This is a genomic window from Roseococcus sp. SYP-B2431 (assembly GCF_004336745.1).
Classification (GTDB): domain Bacteria; phylum Pseudomonadota; class Alphaproteobacteria; order Acetobacterales; family Acetobacteraceae; genus Roseococcus.
Map to the genome: position 1 here is coordinate 93,307 of NZ_SJXD01000011.1, position 18,248 is coordinate 111,554.

Here is an 18,248-nt window from a genome sequence, read left to right on the forward strand (position 1 = left end):
TCTCGCTATGGTTGAGCGAAGGCTCGGGAAATCACTAGGAGATTGTATCTTCCGGTTCCGGCTCGCGGTAGCGCCTATGCCCCGGCAGGTTGTAGAGTTTTGTTGCGGAAGATGCCCGTGCATGCGCGAAGCCGCGGTCTTGCAGCGCCGTGTTCGCCTCGCTCCGATCCGTGGAGGGCCGTCCGAATTCGTCCGAAGGAGGCCGCGGCCTTCCCGCCACACCCTGACCGGCCTGGGCCGCGAGGACCGCCAGCACGTTCAGCATAGCCTCACGCAGGCCCGATTCGCGGATCCGGGCCAGGTGCCCGAAGGCGGCGCAGGCGTCGGCGAAGATAGGATCGTCCGGGCCGGGGCTGCCGCTGTCGGCACCGGGATGAAGGTTCATCAGCAGCGCCGCGGGCGCCACGTCCAGCACCGCGGCAAAGCGCAGCAGCCGCCCGATCGAGAGGCGGGTGAGCCCGGTCTCGTACTTCTCGACCTGCTGGGGCGAGACACCTAGGCCGGCTGCCACGATCCGCCGCGAGATCCGTCGCGCCTCGCGGATCTGTCGCAGCCGGACCCCCAGCGCGAGGTCGGCCGCGTCGGCGCTGACGGGAGGCTCGCGAAGCTTCTTGGCGGTCATGGCCGGAACTCCTTTCCTCTTCGACCCCGGGCAACGGCGTCGGGCGGCGCGGTCCGTCCTGTCGACCGCCGGAGAGCTTCCGGGCGCCGGGGAGGGCCTACCGTTTTTCGTATGTGAAGGAATGAAATGCCCGCAAAGGTTGTGCAAAGGGGGATATGTCGGATTTTGTGGAGGGTCCGGAATGACCCTGCTGGGGAATCTTCATTGCTAAGAATTCCAGTTGGTTATGGGATTCTTTTGCAGTCCGGATTGCGTTTTCGGTATTCGGTTTAACCGCCCGAGCAAATTTTTTGCGTTCCGCACGACTGTGGCCTGGGATGTTACGTTACAACCGTAGGCAGTCGAATGCTTGTTGACTTCAAAGCATGCCAAGTTAACCTATCGCGTAAGCGTGAAGTCGACAAAGATCTTCCTATGCGCAGGAATACAACCTATGCGAGCAGCCCGCCGGCAGAATTTCTGCATGTGCGTGTCGCCAGTCGGCAACCGCATGCGCTGCTCCGCACCGGGAACGAGAGGGGGATGGCGTGTGACCGGGAATGAGGTCGACGGGGCCCGCGAGGATATGCGGCCATGATGGCTGCGGTCTTCCGGCGCGGCCCGCGGCTGACGGACAGGGCCGCCACCTATCTCGTGCTGCTTGGGCTCTTCGTCCTCTGCTCCGGCATCGCGGTGGCCATGGCCTGGCGCGCCCTCGCGTCCAGCGACCGGCTGGCCCTCGAGCGGGTGGATGCCCTGGCGCGCGTCGCCCAGGCGGGCGCCTCGATCCAGGCTGAGAGCGCCCTGGCGGCGGTCCTGGATTTCCAGGCGCTGGCGCAGTCCCTGCTCGTCTCCCGCACACGCCGGCTGGCCGTGCCGAGCGCGACGCTCGACAGCCATTTGCGGGAGATGTTGCCGAGCCGTCCCGAATTCACCGATCTCATGCTCTTCGACGCGGCCGGCGCGCCGGTCTGGTCCGCCGGCGCCGCCGCCGGATCGCAGGCCCGCGGCACCGTGACCGCCTGTTGGGACCATCTCGGCGGCCCGGACGGCATCCAGATCGGCCGGCCGCGCCGTGCGGCGCCGCTGCAGCAGCCCGTCATCTGTCTCCGCCGCGCGCTCTGGAGCCCGGCGGGCGAGCTGGCCGGATACGCCGCGGTCGTCTTCGACGCCGAGCAGCTCTCGATGCGGCTGCGGGAGGCCCAGGGCGAAAACCCCGGCGTCACCACGCTCCTCCGCGGCGACGGGGCCATCCTCGCCCGCAGCGAGAATCCGCGCCTGCATGTCGGAGCGGTCTTCCCGCCAAGGGCCATGGAAGCGATGCAGGAGCCGCAGGGGCTTCGCCGCGGCCTCAGCCCGATCGACAGCCGGCCCCTGCATTCCGCCTGGCGCCGCATCCCGGGGACGCCCATGGTCGTCACGGTCGGAATCGACCCGGCGCCCCAGGTCGCCCAGGCCGCGAAGCGGCAGCGGATGGTGCTCTGGACGCTCGCGGTCGGCTTGGCCGCCATGATGGCCGCCTTCGCCGCCGCGGCCGTCGTCCTGGACCGCCGCGTTCGCTCGGCCGAGCGCAGCCGCGTCCAGGAAAGCCTGGAGCGCGACGAGGCCGAGCACACCCGCCTGCTCCTGACCTTCGACCCCCAGCCGAGCGCGACCTATCGCGGCACTGTCGATGCCGAGGGCTGGTTCTACGATCACGAGGTCGGCCCGGAGATGCCCCGGATCACCGGCGGGCCGGACCTGCCCGTCATGCCCGGCGGTCCCGCGGCCCGGCGCGCCTTCTTCCGGCGGGTGGCGGAGTTCGGCGAGCATGTCCGCGAGTACCGCCTGCGCATGCCGGACGGCTCGGGGCTCTGGATCCGCGAGCGCTGCCGGGTGGCGACCCAGCTCTCGTCCACCGAGGCCGAGGTGGTCGGCGTCGTGACCGATATCGAGGAGGAGCGGCAGATGAGGGCCCAGACCGAGGCCGGCGCCCGCCTCACCGTGCTCGGGCAGATGGCGGCGAGCATCGCGCACGAGATCAGCCAGCCGCTTTCGGCCATCTCCATCGCGGCCGAGATCAGCCTCGCGCATCTGGAAGAGCCGGGCGACCTCTCGAAGGCGCAGCGCTACATCGAGAACATCCTCCGGCAGGTGGAGCGGATGCGTGACATCGCCAGCCACCTGCGCACCTTCTCCCGGACCGACGACGGGCCGCTCGACGACATCCCGCTCGAGGCGGTGGTCCGCGGCGCGCTGGAGGTGGCGGGCGCCTCGCTGCGCAAGGACGGGGTGGTGGTGGAGGTTCCCGATCTTCGGGACCTGCCGCCCGTGCAGGGGCGGCTCATCCCGCTGGAGCAGGTGCTGGTCAATCTTCTCGTCAATGCGCGGGACGCGATGGCCCACCTGCCGGCCGGACAGCGCATCGTGACCATCTCCGTCGAGCGGCCGCGCGGCGCCGACTGGCTGTCGATCTTCGTCCGCGACCAGGGGCACGGCCTGCCGGAGGGCATCGTCCAGCACGCCTTCGAGCCCTTCTTCACCACCAAGCCGCCGGGCCAGGGCACCGGCCTCGGCCTCTCGATCGCCTATGGAACGATCCTGGCCTTCGGCGGCGAGATCACGCTCGGCAACCGGCCGGGCGGCGGCGCCGAGGTGGCCATCCGCCTGCGGCTCGCCGCTCCGGCCGAGACCGCGCCGCCCGAGCCCGAGATACAGGCTCCGCCCGCGCCTATTGCCCGAAGCCGAGCCGAACTGAGGCCTATCGGATGATGAACATGATGACCTCCAGCCCTCCTCGCATCCTCGTCGTCGACGACGATCCGGACTTCGCCCAACTGCTCGGCGACTATCTCGGCCTGCACGGCTGCACGGTCCAGGCCGCGCAGGACGAGCCGCAACTGCAATCCGCCGTCACGACCTTCGCGCCCGACCTGGTGCTGCTCGACCAGCGGCTGGGCCATGTCTCCGGCACGGACGTTCTGCGCGGGCTCCGCGCCGTCTCCGATGTGCCCTGCATCATCGTCACCGGCGCTTCCGAGACGATGGACCGCATCGTCAACCTCGAGATCGGCGCGGATGACGAGATGGAGAAGACCATCACGCCGCGCGAGATGCTGGCTCGCATCCGTTCCGTCCTGCGCCGCCGCCGCCGCGAGGGCGACGCCCCGGCCGTCGAGCCCGCGCGGCCGAGCTGGCATCTCGACACCGAGCGGCGGGTGCTGAGGCAGCCGGGCGGCGCGGTCTGCGCGCTGACCAATGCGGAGTTCGAGACGCTGCAGATGCTGCATGCGGCGAAGGGAAATCCCGTCAGCCGGGCCGAGCTGTGCCGGCAGGTCTTCGGCCGGCCCTTCCGCGTCGGCGACCGCGCCGTGGACACGATCGTGAAGAACCTGCGGCGCAAGATCGAGCCGGAGGCGAGCGACTTCGTCGCCATCCAGGCGGTGCGGACCTTCGGCTACGTGTTCGTCGGCTTTCCGTAACGGATTCCGTGCCCTTGTCCGCACGGATCGGTTGACGATACGGTCCTGCCCGCAAGCCTCCATGACGTGGGGCCCTTGGGGGAAACATCATGCGCTCCGTCGCGCGCCAGCCGCCGTCCGTGCCCGCCCGTCCCGATGGCGCCTTGCCTCTTCCGGCCGGGGACGATATCGACGGCCCCGGATGGTCCCGCGCAAGCGGGTCAAAAGGGAATGCCGTGAGTTCCTCGGAACAAGTCGGCAGCTGCCCCCGCAACTGTCAGCGGCGAGACGCTGGCCCTTCCGCCGTGCGCGATGCGCGGCGGGCCACTGCGGCGAAAGCCGCGGGAAGGCCGGGCCTGCATCGACGACCCGCGAGCCAGGAGACCTGCCATCCGAACGACCCATCACGACCAGGCGGGGTGCCCTGGGCAAGGAGAATGAGATGACCGATCACGCCGCCTCACGGCCTGGCTTCGCTTTGTCGCGCCGCGCGCTGGCCGCAGGAGTTGCCGGCGCAGGCCTGGCAAAGCCGGCGCTGGCCCAGGCCCGCCCCCGCCTTCGCGTCGGCGTGCCGACCAAGGCCTATTGGCCGACCATCATCGCCACCGCGGCCGAGCAGCAGAAATTCTTCGAAAAGGAAGGTCTTGCCGTCGAGACCACCATCTACCGCGGCGGCGCGGAGTGCTTCGAGGCGCTGGCCGCCGGCGCGGCGGACCTGATCCTCGATCCGCCCTCGCTCGTCGCGGCCGGCATCAGGCGCGGCTTCGGCTCCAAGCTCGTGACCTCCGGCGCGCTCGCCTATTTCGGCTGGCATCTGATGGTGCGGACGGATTCGCCCATCCGCGAGGTCTCGGAACTCGCGGGCAAGAAGCTCGGCATCACCTCGCGCGGCTCGGGCTCGGACCTGCTGGCGCAATGGACCGAGGTGGACCGCCGGGTCACGACCAACCGCGTGCCGGTGGGCGGCGGCGGGCTCGTGCCGAACCTGCGCTCGCGCAACATCGACGCCGCGGTGATCTACTCGCCGCTGAGCTTCCAGCTCCTGCGGGCCAACCAGGCGCGCAGCCTCATCGATTTCGGCACGGCGATCCCGCAGCACACCACCGCCGGCTGGATCGCCAGCGACCGCATCATCCGCGACACGCCCCAGGCCGTGCAGGGCGGCGTGAACGCGATCTATGGCGGCCTGGGCTGGCTGCGCGCGAATCGCGGCCCGGCGGTCGAGCTCATCTCCACCAACAACGAGATCCCGCCCGAGATCGCGACGATCGAGTACCAGGAGACCATCCTCAAGCTCTCGGTCGACGGCGTGATCGAGCAGGCGCAGGTGGCCTATTCGCTCGAGCTCGCGCGCATGATCGGCATGACCGACCTGGCCCCGGTCGAGGAGGTCTTCACGACGCGCTTCCGCCCGGTTCCGACCCGCTGATGTCACGCGCGTCCATGCTGGCGGCGCGGCTGCTGCTGCTGGCGCTGGCGCTCGGACTCTGGGAGGCGCTGCCGCGGCTCGGCTGGGTGGACGATGAGATCCTGCCGCCGTTCAGCGCCGTCTTCGTCACGGCGCTGCAGCTGCTGCAGCGCCCGGCGATCCATGGCGATCTCGTGACCACCGGGCTGCAGCTCGGCGCGGCGCTGATCATCTCCGTGCCGACGGGCGTCCTGCTTGGCATCCTGCTGGCGGAGAACAAGCGGCTCGCCCAGGTCTGCGAGCCGCTGCTCTACTTCCTCTTCAGCGTGCCGAAGTCGATCTTCCTGCCGCTCTTCATCCTCACCCTCGGCATCAGCTTCTGGCAGAAGGTCGCCTTCGGCTGCTTCTCGACCATTCTCATCGTGCTGATGAGCGCGACCGCCGCCGTGCGCTCGGTGCGCGAGGAGCATGTGCTGACGGCGCGCTCCTACGGCGCGACCCGCGCGCAGATCACGCGCCACGTCTACCTGCCGAGCATGCTGCCGGTGCTGCTCGAGGCGCTGCGGCTGGCCGTGATCTTCTCCACCACCGCCGTGGTCCTGGCGGAGATGTACGCCTCGCGCAGCGGCATCGGCCAGCAGATCGCGAGCTGGGGCGAAAGCTTCATGATGCGCCAGCTCTTCGCCGGCGTGTTGATCGTCTCGGTGACGGCGATCGTGATCAACGAGTTCATCCGATGGATCGAGAACCGATGCAGCCACTGGCGCAGCTAGAGCGTGATGACTTGAGGCCGCTCCGGCCGAAAAGTCTGAATCACGCTCTCGGCAAAATCTCAGAGCGCGGATTGTGAGCGGATGCGAATGAAGCAAGCTCTGAGCGAGCGGGCGGTGACGGAGCGGCCGATGATCGAGGTCATCGGCCTCGGCCACACCTATGAATCGCGCGGCGTCGCCTCGCGCGCGCTGGAGGACATCGCGCTGACGGTGCAGGCCGGGCGCTTCACCGTGATCGTGGGGCCGAGCGGCTGCGGCAAGTCCTCGCTGCTCATGATGATGGCGGGGCTGCGCCGGCAGACCGAGGGCACCATCCTCGTGGACGGCAGGCCCATGCTGGATCCGGACCCGGACCGCGTGGGCGTCGTCTTCCAGGACGCGAACCTCTTCCCCTGGCTGAGCGCGATCGACAACGTGGCCTTCCCGCTCATGCTGCGCGGCCTGGGCAGGTCCGAGCGGCTTGACCGGGCCTCCGCGATGCTGGAGCTCGTGGGCCTCGGCCATGCCGGCGCGCGCTACCCCTCCGAGCTCTCGGGCGGCATGAAGCAGCGCGTCTCCATCGCGCGCGGCCTCGTGCAGGACCCGCCGGTGCTGCTGATGGACGAGCCCTTCGCCGCGCTGGACGAGCAGACCCGCATGACGATGGGCGAGGAACTGCTGCGCATCTGGTCCCAGACCTCCAAGACGGTGGTCTTCGTCACGCACAGCCTGAGCGAGGCCGTCTACCTGGCCGACGAGGTCCTGGTCATGTCGGCCCATCCCGGCCGCATCATCGACCGCATCGAGGTGGAGCTGCCGCGGCCGCGCACCTACGAGATGATGGCCACCGCCACCTTCGGCCAGCTGCGCGACCGCATCTGGCGGCAGATCCGGAGCCCCCAGCCCGGAAATCCCGCGTGAGCCCTTCCGCCATCCGCTGGCTGATCGGCGGAATCCTGCTGGTGCTGTGGGAGGTGCTGCCGCGCGCGGGGCTGGTGCCGCAGCTCTTCCTGCCGGCGCTCAGCCAGACCATCGCTGTCGCAATCGCCGACTGGCGCATCTTCGCCGAGGCCCTGGCGGTGACGCTCAGCGAGGCGGCGGTCGCGCTCGTCTTCGCCTGCGGGGGCGGCATCCTGGCCGGGGCGTTGCTGGGGAGCGTCGCGCGGCTGCGCGGGCTGCTGCTGCCGGTCGTCTCCAGCCTCTATGCGGTGCCGCTGGTGGTGCTCTATCCGGTCTTCACCGCCTGGTTCGGCATCGGCGCGCAGTCGAAGATCGCCTTCGCCTCCCTCTACGGCTTCTTCCCGACGCTCCTCGGCACGGCCGCCGGCATCCAGACGATCGACGCGCAGCTGCTGGTGACCGCGCGCAGCATGGGCGCGACCCTGTCCCAGCGCCTGCGGCACGTCGTGCTGCCCGCCGCCATCCCCACCGTCATCGCCAGCCTGCGACTCGGCGGCGCGCTGGTCATCGTGGGCGTGGTGGTCTCCGAGATGCTGACCTCCTCGGCCGGCATCGGCTATCTCATCACCTCCTACCGCACGGTGCTGGACAGCCCGCGCGTCTATGTCGGCATCCTGCTCGTGCTGCTGCTCGGCGTCCTGCTGGACCTCGGGATGCGCCTGCTGGAGCATGCCGCCACCCGTCATCGCCCCTCGGCCGTACCGCGCCGCGCGGCGCCCGCCATCTGACCACCGATAGGACCGCATCCCATGGCCGACACCCTTCCGCTCCTGCCCACGACCGTGGTGGGGAGCTATCCGCAGCCGGCCTGGCTGGTGGACCAGGAGGCGCTGCGCCAGCGGCTCGTGCCCCGCGTCCGCGCGCCCGAGATCTGGCGCGTGCCTGAGGAGCGGCTGCACGCCGCGCAGGACGACGCCACCCTGCTCGCCATGCGCGACATGGAGCGCGCCGGCATCGACATCATCACCGACGGCGAGATCCGGCGGGAGAGCTACTCCAACCACTTCGCGAATTCGCTTGAGGGCATCGACGCGGCCAATCCGGGCGAGGTCATCGGCCGCACCGGCAAGCCGACGCTCGTTCCCCGCGTCGTCGGCCGCGTGAAGCGCGCGCATGCCGTCGAGGTGGAGGACATCAGGTTCGCGCGCGCGAACACCGACCGGCAGCTCAAGATCACGCTGCCCGGCGCCTTCACCATGACGCGGCAGGCGAAGAACGAGTTCTACAAGGACGAGGCCGACCTCGCGATGGACTACGCGGCCGCGCTCAACGAGGAGATCCTGGAGCTCAAGGCCGCCGGCGTGGACGTGATCCAGCTCGACGAGCCCTGGATGCAGGCCTTCCCCGAGGAGGCGCGCCGCTTCGCCGTTGCCGCCATCAACCGCGCGCTGAAGGACGTCCCCGGCACCACCATCGTGCACATGTGCTTCGGCTATGCGGCCATGGTGGACGGCAAGCCGAGCGGCTACTCCTTCCTGCCGGAGCTCTCGGAGACCATCGCGCAGCAGGTCTCCATCGAGGCGGCCCAGCCCAATCTCGACCTGGGCGTGCTGCGGGAGCTGAACAAGACCGTGCTGGTCGGCGTGCTCGACCTCAGCTCGCCCGAGGTGGAGACGCCGGAGATCGTCGCCGAGCGGCTGCGGCGGGCGTTGAAGGTGCTGCCGGCCGAGCGCATCGTGGCCGCGCCGGATTGCGGGATGAAGTATCTCCCGCGTGAGCGCGCCTTCGGGAAGCTCAAGGCGATGGCCGAAGGGGCCGCGATCGTGCGACGGGAAATCCAGTAGAGGGACCGGGCGAGGGGCCTTGCCCCTCGACCGTGGCAGCGATCGCCGGCGCATGTCGTGGTATCCGCGATGGGGGCGGTGCCGCCCCAGGGGCGAGATGAGCTTGAGCACGACCGTCGGACCAAGCTTGCACCCCCATGCCGCGCGGCTGCTGATCCTTCACCACTCGCGCACCGGCGGCACGGCAGCCATGGCGGAGGCCGCCTGCGAGGCCGCCGCGTCCGAGTCGGAGACGCGGCTGCTGAAGGCGGAGGAGGCCGGCCCCGACGATCTGCTCGCGGCCCAGGGCTATATCTTCGCGGCGCCGGAAAACCTGGGCTCCCTCTCCGGCCCGATGAAGGACCTCTTCGACCGCTGCTACTACCCGCTGCTCGACTGCATCCAGGGGCGGGCCTTCGCGCTGATGGTCTGCGCCGGCACGGATGGGCAGGGCGCCATCCGCCAGATGCGCCGCATCGCCACGGGCTGGCGCCTGCGCGAGGTGGCCGAGCCCGTGCTCGTCCTCACCGGCGCGCAGACGCCGGGGGTCATCCTCGCGCCCAAGCGCCTCTCCGACGCGCAGCTCGCACCCTGCCGCGACCTCGGCGCCGCCATGGCGGCCGGCCTGGCGCTCGGCATCTTCTGAAGATCGCCGTCTTGCCGGATCGCGCCGCGGCGCGGAGAGTTCCGCGGCCAACAACCGTGGAAACGTCCCTCATGAAGCTCTCCTTCTCCGGCGCCAGCCCCTACGTGCGGAAGGCCATGGCCTGCGCGATCCTCCGCGGCATCGACGGGCAGCTCTCCGACCTGGGCCTCAAGACGGCGGATGCCGGCCTCGCCGCCCTGAACCCGCTGGGGAAGATCCCCACCCTCGTCACGGCCGAGGGCGTGGCGCTCTACGACAGCCCGGTGATCTGCGAGTATCTCGACAGCATCGGCTTCGCGCCGAAGCTCTTCCCGGAAGCCGGACCCGCGCGCTGGAAGGCACTGCAGCTCCAGGCGCTCGGCGACGGCATCATGGATGCCAGCCAGCCCCGCCGCCGCGAGATCGCGCTGCCGCAGGATGACGGCCGCAAGGAGTATATCGCGACCCAGCGCGGCAAGGTCGAGCGGGCGCTGGACAAGCTGGAGGCCGAGGCCGGCCAGTTCGGCTCGCTGACGACGATCGGCGAGATCACCGTCGCCTGCGCGCTCGGCTATCTCGACTTCCGCTACGCGAACGAGCCCTGGCGCGCGGGGCGCCCGAAACTCGAGGCCTGGTACGCCAAGGTCCTGGCCATGCCCGCGCTGGCGCGGACCATGCCTGTCGCCTGAATGTCATCGTCGCGATGATTGAGTGGGCGCGGACTCGCCCGTAAGGATGAGCCCTCCAGAAGCAGGGGTGCCCCCGATGAGCGATCCGCGGCTCGCCCAAATCGCCGAGCTGATCGAGCTCAAGGCGGGCGGGCAGTATGGCCTGGCCGAGATCAACCAGCGCCAGCACGCGCTGCAATCGGCCTGGCTGGCCGAGCGGCAGGGCTGCCCCGAGAGCCTGATCGCGGCGGCGCTGCTGCACGACATCGGCCACATGGTCCACGACCTCGGCGACAATCCCGCCGAGGACGGGGTGGACGACAGGCATGAGGAGCTCGGCCACGCCTTCCTCGCCTCCATGTTCGGCCCGGAGGTGACGGAGCCCGTCCGGCTGCACGTCGCCGCCAAGCGCTATCTCTGCGCGGTGGAGCCGGACTACTTCGCCCGGCTTTCCCGGGATTCGGTCCAGAGCCTGAGCCTCCAGGGCGGACCGATGTCGCCCGGCGAGATCGCGGAATTCGAGGCGGTGCCGCAGCACCGGGAGGCGGTGCAGCTCCGCCGCTTCGACGAGCAGGCGAAGGTGAAGGGGCTGGAGACGCCGCCCGCCTCGCACTTCATGCGGTATGTGGAGCGGGTGATCCTGAAGTAGCTGGCGCCCTCCGGCCCGGCCCCGGGCACGGCCTCCGGCCGCCTTGCGGCCGGGTGCGGCGCCCGCCTGGAACTATTCCTTCTCGATCCCCGCGATCCGAACCACCTCGCTCCACCGGCGCCGCTCGCTGGCCAGGATGCGCTCCATGTCCTCGACCGTGCCGCCGACGGGCTCCGAGCCCCAGGACAGCAGGCGCTCCGTCACCTCCGGCGTCTTCACGATGCGGTCGATCTCGGCGGCCAGCCGCTGTCGCACCGCCATGGGCGTGCCGGCCGGCGCGCCATAGCCCATCCAGGCCTCGGCCTCGTAGCCCGCGATGCCGACCTCCTGCAGGGTCGGCACGTCGGGCAGCAGGCGGAAGCGCTGGCGGCCGCCCACGGCCAGCGGCTTGAGCGTGCCGGCGCGGAAATCCTCCAGGAAGGCGGGTGCCTGCTCGATGACGAGCTGCACGCGGCCGGCCAGCAGGTCCGTCCGCGCGGGCGTGCCCCCGCGATACTGCACCATCTCCATCGGCACGCCGCCGGCCAGCGCGCGGAACAGCTCGACCGTCAGGCGGGAGGCCATGCCGGAGGTCGCGAAGTTGATGCTGTTCGGCTGGGCCCGCGCCCGCGCGATCAGCTCCTGCACCGAATTGATGCCGAGCGAGGTGGGCACCGCCATCACATAGGGCACGGAGGCGACCATGCAGACGCCGCAGAGGTCGCGCTCGGGGTCATAGGGGAGCGACTTGTAGACGTAGCCGTTCACGACCATCGGGCCCGGGCTGCCGCCGAGCAGCGTGTAGCCGTCCGCCGGCGCCTTCGCGACGGCGTCGGCGCCCAGCATGCCGAAGGCGCCGCCCCGATTCTCCACGACCACCTGTTGGCCGAGCGGCCCGCCCAGCCGCTCGGCGACGAGGCGCGTCATCAGGTCGGTCGTGCCGCCGGCGGCGAAGGGCACAATCACGCGGATCGGGCGGGCGGGCCAGGCCTGCGCGGCCGCCGGGCCGGCCAGGGCCGGGGCGGCGAGGGTGCCGAGGAGGGCGCGGCGCGGCAGCATCGGAAGGGTCATGTCTCGTCTCTCACAGGATGGCTGACGCTAGCAGGGGAAGCTATTCGTTCAAGTCTTGTGCTGGCCGCTGCCGCGCGTTCGAGGATCATTGCCGCCAGCAGCCTCGCGCTGGGCGAGGGGCGGCGGCCCACCACATACAGCGCGACCTCGGAATCCTCGATCGCCGGCAGGCCGGCCTCGGGCAGATGGCGTGCAGCTCGTCCCCGAGATTGCCCTCCGAGAGCAGCGCCACCCCGAAGCCGGCCGCCACGGCCGCGCGCATGCCCCCGATGCTGGCGCTGGTGAAGGCGGCGCGCCAGGCGATGCCCGCACGGTCCATCCCCTCCAGCGCCTGGGACCGGAAGACGCTTCGCCAGGGATGGAGCACCAGCGGCAAGGGCCTATGAGGCGGCGGTCATGCTCTGCCGCCGCCTCGGTCTCGACGGCGCTACTTCGCCATAGCCTCCGTCCCCGCCGGCACGAAGAAGCGGTTTTCGGGCCGCGCGAGGCCGAGATTCTCGCGCAGCGTGCGGCCCTCGTATTCGGTGCGGAAGAGCCCGCGCTTCTGCAGGATCGGGATCACGAGCTGCGTGAAGCGCTCCATGCCGGTCGGCACCACGGGGGCGGCGATCATGAAGCCGTCGCAGGCCTTGCCGCGGTACCAGGCCTCCAGCTTGTCGGCGACCTGGACCGGATCGCCCCGGAAGATGTTGCCGGCCATCTGCGGCAGGACCGTCTTGTAGGTCTCGCGCACCGTCAGCCCCTTGGCGCGGGCCATCGCCACGATCGAGTGGCCGATGGCCGTGGGCCCGATATGCTCGCCTGACAGCTCCGGCATGGGCCCGTCGAGCGGGTAGTCGGCCATGCGCACGCCGACCATCTTCGACAGGTAGTCGAGGCCGACGGGGACCGGGACCAGCTCCTCCAGCTCCTGCAGGATGCGCTCGGCCTCCGCCTCGGTCTCGCCGACGACGATGGTGGTCCCGGCCAGGATCTTCATCTCGTCGGGCCGGCGGCCGTATTTCGCCATCCGGCCCTTCAGGTCGGCGTAGAGCTTCTGCGCGTTCTCGATCGTGCCCTCGATGGCGAAGACGCAATCGGCGGTCGAGGCCGAGAGCTCCTTGCCCGCATCCGACTGCCCGGCCGAGAAGATCAGGGGATGCCCTTGCGGCGGCCGGGGCGCGTTGAGCGGGCCGGCGACCCGGAAGTGCTTGCCCTTGTGGTTGAGCGCATGGACCTTCTTCGGATCGAGGTATTTTCCCGAGGCCTTGTCCTGCGGGAAGGCGTCGTCCGCCCAGGAATCCCACAGCCCCTTCACGATCTCCGCGAACTCGCCCGCGCGCTCGTAGCGGTCGGCGCGCGCCACGTGCTCGTCATGCGAGAAATTCAGCGCGTCGCCCGGATTAGAGGTGGTGACGAGGTTCCAGCCCGCGCGGCCCTTGCTGAGATGGTCCAGCGAGGCGAAGCGGCGGGCCACGCCAAAGGGCTCGTCATAAGTCGTGGTGGCGGTGGCCACGAGGCCGATATGCCGCGTCACCATGGAAAGGGCGGAGAGCAGCGTCACCGGCTCGAAGATGCCGGGGCGATCGGAGGGGGCGGTGGCGGCGAAGAGGTCCGGCTTGTCCAGGTTCCGCACGCCGTTGCCGTCGGCCAGGAAAAGCAGGTCCATCTTGCCCGCCTCGGCGATCTGCGCGAGGCGGACGGCGTTCTCCAGATTGGCGGCGGGCTTGTCCCAGGCAGTCGGGTGTCGCCATTCGCCGACATGGCTTCCCTGGGCATTGGCATTGGCGGCGAGGATCATGGGCATGGCGAGGCATCCGGAAAGCTTGTGGGGATAGCATCGTCGCGAACCGGAAGCCGATGCAAGGGCCGGCCCGGATGGACGGCACATGAAAACCTCGCCGCCTCCGGGCGTTCAACCCCGGAATCCGGTTGGCAGGAGCCGCCCGGATGCCCATTCTCCGTGACCGAATCCACGCCACGGCCATAGCGAAGAGGCGGCCATCGCGAGAGGCGGCCATACTGTAGAGACTGGACCGAGAGAGACTGGATGACCGCTCCGCCCCGTTCGCCCCGAACCGGCTTCCCCATCGAGGTCCACGGCGCCCTTCGCCAGCTCCAGGGGGCGCTGGCGCGGCGGCGCGGCACCGTGAACCATCACCCGGCCGAGGCCCGGCCGGAGGGCTGCGTGATCGCCGCCTCCTACAACGTCCACAAATGCGTGGGCGTGGACAAGCGCTTTGATCCCAACCGCATCATCGGCGTCATCGCCGAGCTGAACGCCGACATCCTGGCCCTGCAGGAGGCCGATCGCCGCTTCGGCCAGCGCACCGGCCTGCTCGACGCCGCCTCGCTGGAGAAGCGCACCGGCCTTACCGTGCTGCCGGTGGCCGACACGCCGGGCGGCCATGGCTGGCACGGCAACGCCCTGCTGGTCCGCGAGGGCCGGCTGCTGCGCCTGCGCCGGATCGACCTCCCCGGCGCCGAGCCGCGCGGCGCCCTGATCGCCGAGCTCAAGCTGCCGGCCGGGCGCATCCGGGTGATCGCGACGCATCTCGGCCTCATGCGGCGCCACCGGGCCATGCAGGCCGCGACGCTGCTGGCCGCCATCGCCGAGGGCGATGCCCGGGCCCATACGCCCATGCCCACGCTCCTGATGGGCGACCTCAACGAATGGCGGCCGGGCGTGCCCTCCTCCCTGGTCGCGCTGGAGGAGGCCTTCGGCCCCCTGGTCGGCGGCGCTCCGAGCTTCCCGTCCCGGCTGCCCTTCCTGGCGCTGGACCGCATCCTGGGGACGCAGGGGATCGTCTCGGCGGTGGAGGCGCACAGCACGCCGCTCGCGCGGCTGGCCTCCGACCACCTGCCGCTGAAGGCGCGCCTGGATCTTTCTGCCGCTCAGCTCGCCACGGCGGCCTGAGCGGCCCTCGACCGCGCGGGCTCAGCTGGCCGGCTCGAACCTTCCTTCGAGACCCGACCGGTCGGCCAGGGCGATGCTCTGCGAGAAGGCCTCGCGGCGGGCGATGTTGGTCGCCGCCAGGCTGCGCAGCCGGTCGGCCGCCGCCGAGCCGCTCGACACCCGCACCTGGGGGATCACGGTGAAGGCCGAGCTCGACGCATAGCCCCGCGCCTGCGGGCCGGAATCGGCGAAGGAGAAGCCGTTGGGTCCCGGCCGGAGCGTCGCCTGGGCCCCGGCGGGCAGCCGAGCCACGATCGGGGAGACGGCGTCTGGCCGCAGCCGCAGCACGATGGGTGCCGAGACCACCGCCCGCGGCAGGGCGCCCGCGCCGGCGCGGGCGGCCGCGACCGCCGCCCGGGTGCCGGGCGAGACCCGCTCGACCGCCGCCTCGATTCGCGCGCTCCGCGCCGCGAGGCTGTCGCGGATCTGCCCGCCCTGGGCCACATCGCGGCGGAGCCGGCCTTCGGCCGTCGCGAGACGGCGCGGCGCCTCGGCAGGCGGGATCGTGCCGGATTCGGCATCGGCCCGGATCAGGCGCACCTCGGTCCACCGGCAGTAGAGCAGGGCGTCGAAGGCGATCTGCAGCCGTTCGAGCGCAACGTTCTCGCGCGCCAGCTCGGCCTCCAGCTCCTCCTGGCTGGGCGGGGCCGCGCGCCGCGGCGGCTCGCCGAAGAGGTCGCCGGCCGAGACGAAGACCACCACCTGCGGCCCGCAGGGGTCGCCCGGATCGGCGGCGAGCGGCGAGGAGCGGAGGGAGCCGGGCGGGGCGGGCGGCACGCAGGCGGCGAGCAGCCCCAGCCCTCCGGCAAGGGCGGCGGCCCGGAACGTCTGGACGGCGAACGACATGGCGGAACCTCACCCTTTTGCGAAAGGACGCTAGCCCATCCTCGGCCGGATTCCGAGCCGGTACCTGTTCCCCAAGGAACGGCGGGCGATCTTCCCATGCGGCACGGCGGCAACGCCCCGCCCACGCATCGCGCCACGGGGGAACTAGAGGTTTTCCCTGGCTTGCATGGATCGCGGAGAAGGACATGATCCCGCCATGGGGATTCGCACGAAGTTCAATCTCGGCCTGCTGGCGGTCTTCGCCCTCGCCTTCGCCACCGCCTGGGTCTTCCTGGACCGGCAATTCGTCGCGACGGCCCGCAACGAGGTGCTGCAGAACGCGCGCATCATGCTGAGCGCCGCCAACGCCGTGCGGGAATACACCGTGCGCGACGTCGTACCGATCGTCACGCGCAACAATCCCGGCTGGATCGCCCCGCTGACCGTGCCATCCTATGCCGCGCAGACGAACCTCCGCACCATTCGCGGCGAGCATCCCGACTACACCTACAAGGAAGCGGCGCTGAACCCGACCAACCTGAACGACCGCGCGCTCGACTGGGAGGCGGACTTCATCAACACCTTCCGGAACACGCCCGGCCTGACCGAGATGATCGGCGAGCGCGAGACGCCGACCGGCCGCGTGCTGACCCTGTCGCGGCCCATCACCATCCGCGACGAGGCCTGCCTCACCTGCCATTCCACGCCGGAGGCCGCGCCGCCGCGGATGATCCAGGTCTACGGCACCGCCAACGGCTTCGGCTGGCGGATGAACGAGACCATCGGCGCCCAGCTCGTCTCCGTGCCGATGAACCTCGCCCTCGGCAATGCCCGTCGGAACCTGCACAGCGCCATGGCCATCCTCTTCGGCACCTTCCTCAGCATGATGGTCGTGCTCAACGCGCTGCTGCACATGGTCGTGATCCGGCCCGTCACGCGCATGTCCCGCGCGGCGACGGCCGTCAGCCTGGGCCAGGCCGGCGAGGGGGACAGCTTCGAGTCGACCGGCAAGGACGAGATTTCCGAGCTTGGCCGGGCCTTCACCCGCATGCGGCGCAGCCTCGACCAGGCCGTGAAGATGCTGGGCGACTGAGCGCATGACCGGAGGGACCGCGCCGCCGGCCCGCTTCGGCCGGTACCTGGCGGTGGAGGAGCTGGGCGCGGGCGCCATGGGCCGCGTCTACAGGGCGCACGACCCGCTGATCGACCGCACGGTCGCGGTGAAGACCATCCGCGCCGACCTGCTGGAGCCGGAGGACCGGCCGGAATTTCTGGAGCGCTTCCGCACCGAGGTGCGCGCCGCCGGCCGCTGCGCGCATCCCGCCATCGTCGGCGTCTACGACTTCGCCGACGACGCCGACCCGCCCTATATCGTGATGGAGTTCGTGCAGGGGCGGGCGCTCTCCGCCATCCTGCGGGAGCTGCGCGGCAATCCCTCGGGCCGCGGCGCCGCCCTGCCGACCCTGACCCGGGCCATGCTCCAGGTGCTGGACGGGCTCGGCGCCGCGCATGCGCTGGGGGTGGTCCATCGCGACATCAAGCCCGGCAACATCATGGTGACGCCGCAGGGCCTGCCGAAGATCGCCGATTTCGGCATCGCCCGGCTCGGGCTCTCGGCGCTGACGGCGGCCGGCGGCGTGGTCGGCACGCCCAGCTACATGGCGCCCGAGCAGGCCATGGGTCATCCGGTGGACCACCGCATCGACCTCTTCGCCGTGGCCGCCATGCTTTACGAGATCCAGCTGGGACGACCGCCCTTCGCGGCGCCCAGCCTCGCCGAGACCCTGCTGCGCCTGACCGCGCCCGAGCCGGCCGAGCTCGGCGTCCTGGCGGGAACGACGCTCGGCGCGGTGCTCGCACGCGGCCTCGCGAAGGACCGCGACTTCCGCTTCGCCTCCGCCGCGGATTTCGCCGGGGCGCTGGGCACGGCGCTGGCCGACGGCGTGCTGCCGGACGAGGCCACGCGCGTGCTGGCCCCAACGGCGCCGCCGTTGGCCGTCTTCGATCCCGGGCTGATCGATCGCCTGCGCGTGGACCTGGCGAGCCGGCTCGGCCCGCTCGCCGTCACGCTGCTGCGCCGCGCCGTCGCGACTTCGGCGAGCGAGGAGGAATTGCTGCGCGCCTGTTCGGCCATGATCGAATCCGCGGAGGAGCGCATGGCCTTCCTCAGGCTGCACGCCGCCGCGCCCGCGCCACCTCCGCCTCCCGCGGCAGCAACGGCAACGGCGGCCCGCACGTCGCCGCCGACAAGCATCCCGACCCGCAGCTCGGCCTCCGCCGCGGCGCCCGGCTTCGAGCTTTCGCCGGCGACCCGAGCCGCGGCCGTCCAGGCGCTGGCCTATGTGGTCGGGCCTTTGGCGAAGATCCTCGTGCAGAAGGCCGCCGCCCAGGCTGCCACCGCGCCGGAATTCGTCGGCCTGCTCTGCGCCCATGCGACGCCGGCGGAGGCGCCCGCGCTGCGTCGCGAACTCGAGGCGCTGTTCTGACGCGGCCTCCCGGAAGGCCGAGTTTCCCTGCTGGCAAGCCGCGCCATCGCCTGTAGTCTGCGCGGCAACCGGGAGGTGGCGGGGTT

The 18,248-nt window shown here is 70.8% G+C and carries 18 protein-coding genes and 1 riboswitch; of the genes, 13 read left to right on the plus strand and 5 right to left on the minus strand.

The genetic code is table 11. The features are described 5' to 3' along the window. Nucleotides 1–34: 34 nt before the first annotated feature. Complete coding sequence (locus EJV46_RS01865) at nt 35–622, minus strand: helix-turn-helix domain-containing protein (protein ID WP_131546885.1); 588 nt, start codon at nt 620–622, stop codon at nt 35–37. A 573-nt stretch (nt 623–1,195) separates the two neighbouring features. Between EJV46_RS01865 and EJV46_RS01870 the strand changes: the two genes are divergently transcribed. The 10 genes from EJV46_RS01870 to EJV46_RS01915 all read left to right on the plus strand — a co-directional run bounded on the left by EJV46_RS01870 (nt 1,196) and on the right by EJV46_RS01915 (nt 10,866). After that, a complete protein-coding gene (locus tag EJV46_RS01870; RefSeq protein ID WP_131546886.1) occupies nt 1,196–3,352 on the plus strand; it encodes an ATP-binding protein in 2,157 nt (718 codons plus the stop codon). Nucleotides 3,353–3,357: 5 nt separating this feature from the next. Next, nucleotides 3,358–4,062, plus strand: coding sequence for a response regulator transcription factor (locus EJV46_RS01875; RefSeq protein WP_165585282.1), 705 nt, complete (start codon nt 3,358–3,360; stop codon nt 4,060–4,062). Between the two features lie 165 nt (nt 4,063–4,227). Then, a riboswitch (cobalamin riboswitch) is annotated at nt 4,228–4,449 on the plus strand. A gap of 34 nt (nt 4,450–4,483) precedes the next feature. Continuing rightward, nucleotides 4,484–5,470 (plus strand): ABC transporter substrate-binding protein, encoded by a 987-nt coding sequence (locus EJV46_RS01880; protein ID WP_131546888.1) that lies wholly within the window; start codon nt 4,484–4,486, stop codon nt 5,468–5,470. Beyond that, a complete protein-coding gene (locus EJV46_RS01885; protein WP_131546889.1) occupies nt 5,470–6,222 on the plus strand; it encodes an ABC transporter permease in 753 nt (250 codons plus the stop codon). Before EJV46_RS01880 ends, EJV46_RS01885 begins: the two co-directional genes overlap by 1 nt. 87 nt (nt 6,223–6,309) lie before the next feature. Then, complete coding sequence (locus EJV46_RS01890) at nt 6,310–7,122, plus strand: ABC transporter ATP-binding protein (protein WP_240782360.1); 813 nt, start codon at nt 6,310–6,312, stop codon at nt 7,120–7,122. Next, nucleotides 7,119–7,889 (plus strand): ABC transporter permease, encoded by a 771-nt coding sequence (locus EJV46_RS01895; RefSeq protein ID WP_131546891.1) that lies wholly within the window; start codon nt 7,119–7,121, stop codon nt 7,887–7,889. Before EJV46_RS01890 ends, EJV46_RS01895 begins: the two co-directional genes overlap by 4 nt. Nucleotides 7,890–7,910: 21 nt before the next feature. Further along, nucleotides 7,911–8,945, plus strand: a complete 1,035-nt coding sequence (locus EJV46_RS01900) for a cobalamin-independent methionine synthase II family protein (RefSeq protein ID WP_131546892.1) — start codon at nt 7,911–7,913, stop codon at nt 8,943–8,945. Between the two features lie 127 nt (nt 8,946–9,072). Then, nucleotides 9,073–9,570 (plus strand): flavodoxin family protein, encoded by a 498-nt coding sequence (locus EJV46_RS01905; RefSeq protein ID WP_206020678.1) that lies wholly within the window; start codon nt 9,073–9,075, stop codon nt 9,568–9,570. A gap of 71 nt (nt 9,571–9,641) precedes the next feature. Then, nucleotides 9,642–10,238 (plus strand): glutathione S-transferase C-terminal domain-containing protein, encoded by a 597-nt coding sequence (locus EJV46_RS01910; RefSeq protein ID WP_131546894.1) that lies wholly within the window; start codon nt 9,642–9,644, stop codon nt 10,236–10,238. 76 nt (nt 10,239–10,314) lie between these two features. Further along, entirely contained in the window at nt 10,315–10,866 is a 552-nt protein-coding gene (locus EJV46_RS01915; RefSeq protein WP_131546895.1) for a phosphonate degradation HD-domain oxygenase, read from the plus strand. Between the two features lie 72 nt (nt 10,867–10,938). Here EJV46_RS01915 and EJV46_RS01920 read toward each other — a convergent pair whose 3' ends face one another. The 3 genes from EJV46_RS01920 to EJV46_RS01930 all read right to left on the minus strand — a co-directional run bounded on the left by EJV46_RS01920 (nt 10,939) and on the right by EJV46_RS01930 (nt 13,702). Next, nucleotides 10,939–11,916, minus strand: coding sequence for a tripartite tricarboxylate transporter substrate binding protein (locus tag EJV46_RS01920; protein ID WP_131546896.1), 978 nt, complete (start codon nt 11,914–11,916; stop codon nt 10,939–10,941). An 85-nt stretch (nt 11,917–12,001) separates the two neighbouring features. Next, on the minus strand, nt 12,002–12,283 hold the full coding sequence (locus EJV46_RS01925) for a LysR substrate-binding domain-containing protein (protein WP_240782439.1): 282 nt from the start codon (nt 12,281–12,283) through the stop codon (nt 12,002–12,004). Nucleotides 12,284–12,343: 60 nt separating this feature from the next. Continuing rightward, nucleotides 12,344–13,702 (minus strand): LLM class flavin-dependent oxidoreductase, encoded by a 1,359-nt coding sequence (locus EJV46_RS01930; RefSeq protein WP_131546898.1) that lies wholly within the window; start codon nt 13,700–13,702, stop codon nt 12,344–12,346. 243 nt (nt 13,703–13,945) lie between these two features. Here EJV46_RS01930 and EJV46_RS01935 point away from each other — a divergent pair, with 243 nt between their 5' ends. Further along, nucleotides 13,946–14,812 (plus strand): endonuclease/exonuclease/phosphatase family protein, encoded by an 867-nt coding sequence (locus tag EJV46_RS01935; RefSeq protein ID WP_131546899.1) that lies wholly within the window; start codon nt 13,946–13,948, stop codon nt 14,810–14,812. A 21-nt stretch (nt 14,813–14,833) separates the two neighbouring features. On the opposite strand, the gene EJV46_RS01940 is transcribed toward EJV46_RS01935, so the two are convergent. Beyond that, a complete protein-coding gene (locus EJV46_RS01940; RefSeq protein ID WP_131546900.1) occupies nt 14,834–15,697 on the minus strand; it encodes a hypothetical protein in 864 nt (287 codons plus the stop codon). 196 nt (nt 15,698–15,893) lie between these two features. Between EJV46_RS01940 and EJV46_RS01945 the strand changes: the two genes are divergently transcribed. Together EJV46_RS01945 and EJV46_RS01950 are read left to right on the plus strand one after the other, a co-directional pair. After that, on the plus strand, nt 15,894–16,769 hold the full coding sequence (locus tag EJV46_RS01945; RefSeq protein ID WP_131546901.1) for a DUF3365 domain-containing protein: 876 nt from the start codon (nt 15,894–15,896) through the stop codon (nt 16,767–16,769). 4 nt (nt 16,770–16,773) lie between these two features. After that, nucleotides 16,774–18,162, plus strand: coding sequence for a serine/threonine-protein kinase (locus EJV46_RS01950; protein ID WP_131546902.1), 1,389 nt, complete (start codon nt 16,774–16,776; stop codon nt 18,160–18,162). Nucleotides 18,163–18,248 lie beyond the last annotated feature (86 nt).